Below are 5,250 nucleotides of genomic sequence, written 5' to 3' on the forward strand. Positions count from 1 at the left end.
AACCCGCTGACGACATCGACTCGAAGCACCGTGAGGGGAAGTGCCAGTGTCCGACAATTCGTCGCTGGGCGGCGAGGCCCACCGGGGCCACGACGCCATAGAACGTCCGACCACCCAGTTCCCGGCCTACCGGGACGACGGTGGCGATTTCGGACAGCCCGGTCCCGCGGCACCGGCGACCCGATCGTTCGGTGGGTTCCGCACCGAGCGGCGGTTCCAGGACCCGTTCGAGGGCTCGGCCACCGGCGCGACGGCCGCCCCCGGACAGTCGCAGGCCTGGACGGTCGCCCAGCCGCCCGGGGCTGCCCAGCCGAACGACCTGCCGCCGGTCTACTATTCCGGTGCACCCGCGGCCGCGGCCGATCCGCTGTTCCGGCCGGCCGCGGGGGTGTCGCCGTACTCGGATCTGTCGACCACCTCGCTGCTGCGCCAGGCCAAGCCGCCGCCGTCGGAGGGCTGGCGCCGGCTGCTCTACACGTTGTCCGGTCAGCTGATCAACGTCGGGGAGAGCCCGCGCACCGTCCGCAACCACGACCTGGTGGTGCAGGCCAACCGGCCGCTGCAGGGCTGCTACCGGATCGCCGTGCTGTCGCTGAAGGGGGGTGTCGGCAAGACCACCATCGCCGCCACCCTGGGCGCCACCTTCGCATCGGTTCGCGGTGACCGGGTGGTCGCGGTGGACGCCAACCCGGATCGCGGCACGTTGAACCAGAAGGTGCCGGCGGAGACCTCGGCCACCGTTCGCCACCTGCTCCGCGACGCGGAGGGGATCCAGCGCTACAGCGACGTGCGCAGCTACACCAACCAGGGGCCCAGCCGGCTGGAGGTGTTGGCCTCGGAGAGCGACCCGGCGGTATCCGAGGCGTTCAGCGCCGACGACTACACGCGCACCCTGCAGGTGCTGGAGCGGTTCTACAGCCTGGTGCTCACCGACTGCGGCACCGGCCTGATGCACTCGGCGATGTCGGCGGTGCTGGCCAAGGCCGACACCTTGGTCGTGGTCAGCTCCGGCTCGGTCGACGGTGCCCGCAGCGCGTCGGCGACGCTGGACTGGCTGGACGCGCACGGCCACGAAGACCTGGTGCGCAACTCGATCGCGGTGGTCAACGCGGTGCGGCCGCGCTCCGGCAAGGTCGACATGCAGAAGGTGGTCGATCACTTCTCCCGGCGGTGCCGGGCCGTGCGGCTGGTGCCGTTCGATCCGCACCTGGAGGAGGGTGCCGAGATCAACCTGGACCGGTTGAAGCGGGACACCCGGGAGGCGCTGCTGGAACTGGCCGCGGTCGTCGCCGACGGTTTCCCCAGCGACGATCGGTTCAACCAGCACTTCGTCTGACCGGGGCCGCCCCGCCGGTTCTCAGCCTTCCGGAGAGCCGCCGCCGTGACCGCCGTGGCCGAGCCGCCACAGGAATTCCGGGTCGTCATCGGGTCCGATCACCCGGGTCTTGGGCCGGCGTGGCCGGCCGCGCCAGGCCAGGTAGCACAGCGTCCCCAGCAACACGGCGAGGAGCAGGTAGAACACGCAACACCTCCTGGCGCCGAATATACCGTTCGCCGGTTCGCCGGCGGCCGGCCGCTTCAGCCGGGCGGGCTATTGCCGGTCGGGTGGTTCGGCCTGTCGGTCGCCGCGCTGCTCGGTGCGACGCCGCTCGTCCCAGTCGCGATCGTGCCCGGAGGCACTCCCGGCACCGGTGACGCCGATGTAGCAGACCACCACCGCCGTGAAGATGAGCAACATGTACAGCACGGGTGCGCGCCCTCTCGCCGACTCCGGGGCCGACTATACCCGGGGCGGCGTTGCGCCAAGGACGAGTTTCACCGGGGCGGGCCGTCGCCGGTCGCGCCGGTGGTCTTCGCGTCCCAGTCCTGCTCCGCCGTGCACGCGTAGCCGGTAATGCCGACGTAGCACGCCACGACCGCGGTCAACGTGAGCAGCATGTACAACACGGATAGGCGCCTCCCGCCGCATCCGCCGCCGACTATACGCGGGACGGCGTTGCCCGGCGACGGTTCGACGTAGCGGCCGGGTCGCGGCCGCTACGTCGTAGGCTCGACCGATGAGGACCGATCAGCCGCCGACCCGGGGCCGGGTGGTCACCGACGTTCTCGGCTACGCCGCGGCCCGGCTGGTGTTGGCGGTCGCGCTCACCGCAGCGATCTACGGGGTGACCCGGCTGGTCGGCGCGTACGACTTCCCGGTGTCGGTGGCGGTGCTGCTGGCGTTGGTCGTCGCGATGCCGCTGGGGATGTGGGTCTTCAGCCCGCTGCGCCACCGGGCCACCGCCGGCATGGCGATCCTCGGCGAACGCCGCCGCCGGGATCGCGCGCGGCTGCAGGCCCGGCTGCGCGGCGAGCCGGTTGCCGACGCAGGGCCCGAACCCGGGCCCGAGCCCGGGCCGACCGACTGATCCGGCCTCACCCGAAAGCCAGCGCCGCCGCCACCACCGCCGCCCACACCAGCATGGCCAGCCCGGTGTCGCGCAGCACCGGGATCAGCTCGGCCCCGTGCCGGCCGGTGCGCACCGGCCGCGCCGCCCGCAGCGCCAGCGGCGCCGCCACCAGCCCGGCCGCGCACCACGGCGTCGCCGCGATCAGCACCAGGGTGAGCAGCCCGGCCAGCGCCGGCAGCGCCTGATACACCGCCCGGGTCCGGGTGTCGCCGAGCCGCACCGCCAGGGTGGTCTTGCCGGCCGCCGCGTCGGTCGGGATGTCGCGCAGGTTGTTGGCCAGCAGCACCGCCGACGACAACGCCCCGGTCGCCACCGCCAGCGTCACGCCCACCCAGTCCACCCGCAGCGCCTGGGTGTATTGGGTGCCCAGCACCGCGACCAGACCGAAGAACACGAAGACCGCCAGCTCGCCGAAGCCGGCGTAGCCGTATGGCCGGGAGCCGCCGGTGTACAGCCACGCCCCGGCGATGCAGACCGCGCCCACCGCCAGCAGCCACGCCGCGCTGACCAGCGCCAGCGCCAGCCCGGCCAGCGCCGCCAGCGTCAGCGCGGTGATCGCCGCGGCCAGCACGGCGCGCGGGCCGGCGAGCCGGGCGCCCACCAGCCGGTCCGGTCCGGTCCGGTCGTCGTCGGTGCCGCGGATGCCGTCGGAGTAGTCGTTGGCGAAATTCACCCCGACGATCAGCGCCACCGCCACGGCCAGCGCCAGCAACGCCTTCCACCACACCGCGCCGTGCAGCCAGGCCGCCGCGCCGGTGCCGGCGACCACCGGGGCCACCGCGTTGGGCAGGGTGCGCGGCCGGGCGCCCTCCACCCACTGCGCAAAGCTGGCCACCGGAGAATCCTCGCACGCCCGATACCGGAGAATGTCCCCATGCTCGGAGTGATCGGTGGCAGCGGCTTCTACACCTTCTTCGGACCGGATGCGCGCCGGATCAACCTGGACACTCCGTACGGCGCGCCGAGCGCGGCGATCACCGTCGGCGCGGTCGGCGGCCACGACGTGGCGTTCCTGCCACGGCACGGCACCCACCACGAGTATTCGGCGCACACGGTTCCCTACCGGGCCAACATGTGGGCGCTGCGGGCGCTCGGGGTGCGCCGGGTCTTCGCGCCGTGCGCGGTCGGTAGCCTCACCGCCGAGCTGCCGCCCGGAACGGTGGTGGTGCCCGACCAGCTGGTGGACCGCACCCGGGGCCGCGCCGACACCTACTTCGACTCCGGCGGGGTGCACGTCGACTTCGCCGACCCGTACTGCCCGACGCTGCGGGCCGCGGTCGCCGGGCTGCCCGGCGTGGTCGACGGCGCCACCACGGTGGTGATCCAGGGGCCGCGGTTCTCCACCCGGGCCGAGAGCCGGTGGTTCGCCGCGGCCGGGTTCGACCTGGTCAACATGACCGGATACCCGGAGGCGGTGCTGGCGCGCGAGCTGGAGATCTGTTACGCCGCAGTGGCCCTGGTCACCGACCTGGACGCCGGCGTCGACGTCGGCGACGGGGTGAAGGCCGTCGACGTCTACGCCGAGTTCAAGAAGAACATCGGTCCGTTCAAGAAACTGGTGCACCGGGCGATCTCGCAGGTCGGCGAGGAACGCAGCTGCACCCACTGCCTGCCGCACGAAGGCATCGAGCTGCCGTTCGAGCTGCCGTGACGGCGCCCCGGCCGCCGGACTGAGCGGACCGCAGCGGCGTCCGGGCGCCTTACTGAGTTGCGCTAACATGCGCGGGTGCGAATGTTGATCACCGCACTGCGTGACCTGCAGTGGCGGCGGCGACGGTTCATCGTCGCCGCCTGCGGCACCGCGATGGTGTTCGGGTTGACGCTGATCCTCACCGGGCTGGCGCACGGCTTCCGGGTCGAGGCCGAGCACGTCGTCGACCAGCTGGGCATCGACACCTACCTGATACAGGAGGGCGCCGAGGGCCCGTTCATGGGCTCGGCGCGGTTCGACCAGGCGGAGGCGGATAAGGTCGCCGACCTGCCGGGCGTGCAGGCGGCGGTCCCGGTGGTGTACGGCAACACGATCATGAAGGGCGCCAAGGCGCCGGAGAACGTCAATATCTACGGCGTCCCGGAGCACGGCCTGGGCATGCCGCGGATGCAGTCCGGGCGGGCACCGACCGCCCCCGACGAGTTGGCGGCGTCGACCACGCTGGGGCGGTCCCTCGGCGACGAGCTCGCGTTCGGCGCCAAGAAGCTGCGGGTGGTCGGGCTGGTCGACAAGTCCACCACACTGGCCGGCCAGGCCAACGCATTCCTGACGGTGGCCGGGGCGCAGCAGCTGATGTTCAACGGCCAGCCGGTGATCTCGGCGATCGGCCTGCGCGGCCGGCCGGCCGAGCCGCCGGCGGGCTACCGGATCGTGGATCGGCACGCCTCGGTCGACGACATGGTGCGCCCGCTGAACGGAGCGCGGCTGGCGATGTCCTACATCGCGATCCTGCTGTGGGGGGTGGCCGGCCTGATCGTGGGGTCGCTGATCTACCTGTCGGCGCTGGAGCGCACCCGCGACTTTGCGGTGTTCAAGGCGCTGGGCTCGACCACCGGGCTGGTGTTGGCCGGGCTGGCGATGCAGGCGGTGCTGGTCGCGGTGGTGTCGGCGATCCTCGGCGGGCTGGTGGCGGTGACCCTGGGCCCGCTGTTTCCGATGCTGGTCGCGGTCACCTTCTCGTCGTTCGCCTTGCTGGTGCTGACCGCGGTGGTGATCGGGCTGCTGGCCAGCCTGGCCGGGCTGCGGCACGCGGTGGCCGTCGACCCGGTGCTGGCGTTCGGCGGTCCCTAGTCGTGGGCGATATACGGG

General features: G+C 72.4%; 8 protein-coding genes. 4 read left to right on the forward strand and 4 right to left on the reverse strand.

All coding sequences use genetic code 11. The annotated features are described in order from the left end of the window. Window positions 1-40 precede the first annotated feature (40 nt). On the forward strand, window positions 41-1,336 hold the full coding sequence (locus AC2VNT_RS09545) for a MinD/ParA family ATP-binding protein (protein WP_486946626.1): 1,296 nt from the start codon (window positions 41-43) through the stop codon (window positions 1,334-1,336). Between the two features lie 21 nt (window positions 1,337-1,357). On the opposite strand, the gene AC2VNT_RS09550 is transcribed toward AC2VNT_RS09545, so the two are convergent. The 3 genes from AC2VNT_RS09550 to AC2VNT_RS09560 all read right to left on the reverse strand — a co-directional run bounded on the left by AC2VNT_RS09550 (window position 1,358) and on the right by AC2VNT_RS09560 (window position 1,938). Continuing rightward, window positions 1,358-1,522, reverse strand: coding sequence for a hypothetical protein (locus AC2VNT_RS09550; protein ID WP_486946627.1), 165 nt, complete (start codon window positions 1,520-1,522; stop codon window positions 1,358-1,360). Window positions 1,523-1,591: 69 nt separating this feature from the next. Beyond that, entirely contained in the window at window positions 1,592-1,738 is a 147-nt protein-coding gene (locus AC2VNT_RS09555; RefSeq protein ID WP_486946628.1) for a hypothetical protein, read from the reverse strand. Between the two features lie 77 nt (window positions 1,739-1,815). After that, complete coding sequence (locus AC2VNT_RS09560; protein ID WP_486946629.1) at window positions 1,816-1,938, reverse strand: hypothetical protein; 123 nt, start codon at window positions 1,936-1,938, stop codon at window positions 1,816-1,818. Window positions 1,939-2,057: 119 nt separating this feature from the next. Here AC2VNT_RS09560 and AC2VNT_RS09565 point away from each other — a divergent pair, with 119 nt between their 5' ends. Beyond that, window positions 2,058-2,408, forward strand: coding sequence for a DUF4229 domain-containing protein (locus AC2VNT_RS09565; protein WP_486946630.1), 351 nt, complete (start codon window positions 2,058-2,060; stop codon window positions 2,406-2,408). A 7-nt stretch (window positions 2,409-2,415) separates the two neighbouring features. On the opposite strand, the gene AC2VNT_RS09570 is transcribed toward AC2VNT_RS09565, so the two are convergent. Next, a complete protein-coding gene (locus AC2VNT_RS09570) occupies window positions 2,416-3,285 on the reverse strand; it encodes a 1,4-dihydroxy-2-naphthoate polyprenyltransferase (RefSeq protein WP_486946631.1) in 870 nt (289 codons plus the stop codon). A gap of 39 nt (window positions 3,286-3,324) precedes the next feature. Between AC2VNT_RS09570 and AC2VNT_RS09575 the strand changes: the two genes are divergently transcribed. Both AC2VNT_RS09575 and AC2VNT_RS09580 read left to right on the forward strand, forming a co-directional pair. Further along, complete coding sequence (locus tag AC2VNT_RS09575; protein WP_486946632.1) at window positions 3,325-4,101, forward strand: S-methyl-5'-thioadenosine phosphorylase; 777 nt, start codon at window positions 3,325-3,327, stop codon at window positions 4,099-4,101. Window positions 4,102-4,182: 81 nt separating this feature from the next. Then, window positions 4,183-5,232 carry an ABC transporter permease gene (locus AC2VNT_RS09580; RefSeq protein ID WP_486946633.1) on the forward strand — a complete coding sequence of 350 codons (1,050 nt, stop codon included), beginning with the start codon at window positions 4,183-4,185 and terminating at the stop codon, window positions 5,230-5,232. Window positions 5,233-5,250 lie beyond the last annotated feature (18 nt).

The organism is Mycobacterium sp. TH-M15, from assembly GCF_057473705.1.

What these genes read in the sequence shown, in the direction of transcription:
- AC2VNT_RS09560 (WP_486946629.1), bottom strand. Translation starts at nt 1,938, where the DNA reads ATGCTGCTCACGTTGACCGCGGTCGTGGCGTGCTACGTCGGCATTACC.
- AC2VNT_RS09575 (WP_486946632.1), top strand. Translation starts at nt 3,325, where the DNA reads ATGCTCGGAGTGATCGGTGGCAGCGGCTTCTACACCTTCTTCGGACCG.
- AC2VNT_RS09565 (WP_486946630.1), top strand. Translation starts at nt 2,058, where the DNA reads ATGAGGACCGATCAGCCGCCGACCCGGGGCCGGGTGGTCACCGACGTT.
- AC2VNT_RS09580 (WP_486946633.1), top strand. Translation starts at nt 4,183, where the DNA reads ATGTTGATCACCGCACTGCGTGACCTGCAGTGGCGGCGGCGACGGTTC.
- AC2VNT_RS09555 (WP_486946628.1), bottom strand. Translation starts at nt 1,738, where the DNA reads ATGTTGCTCATCTTCACGGCGGTGGTGGTCTGCTACATCGGCGTCACC.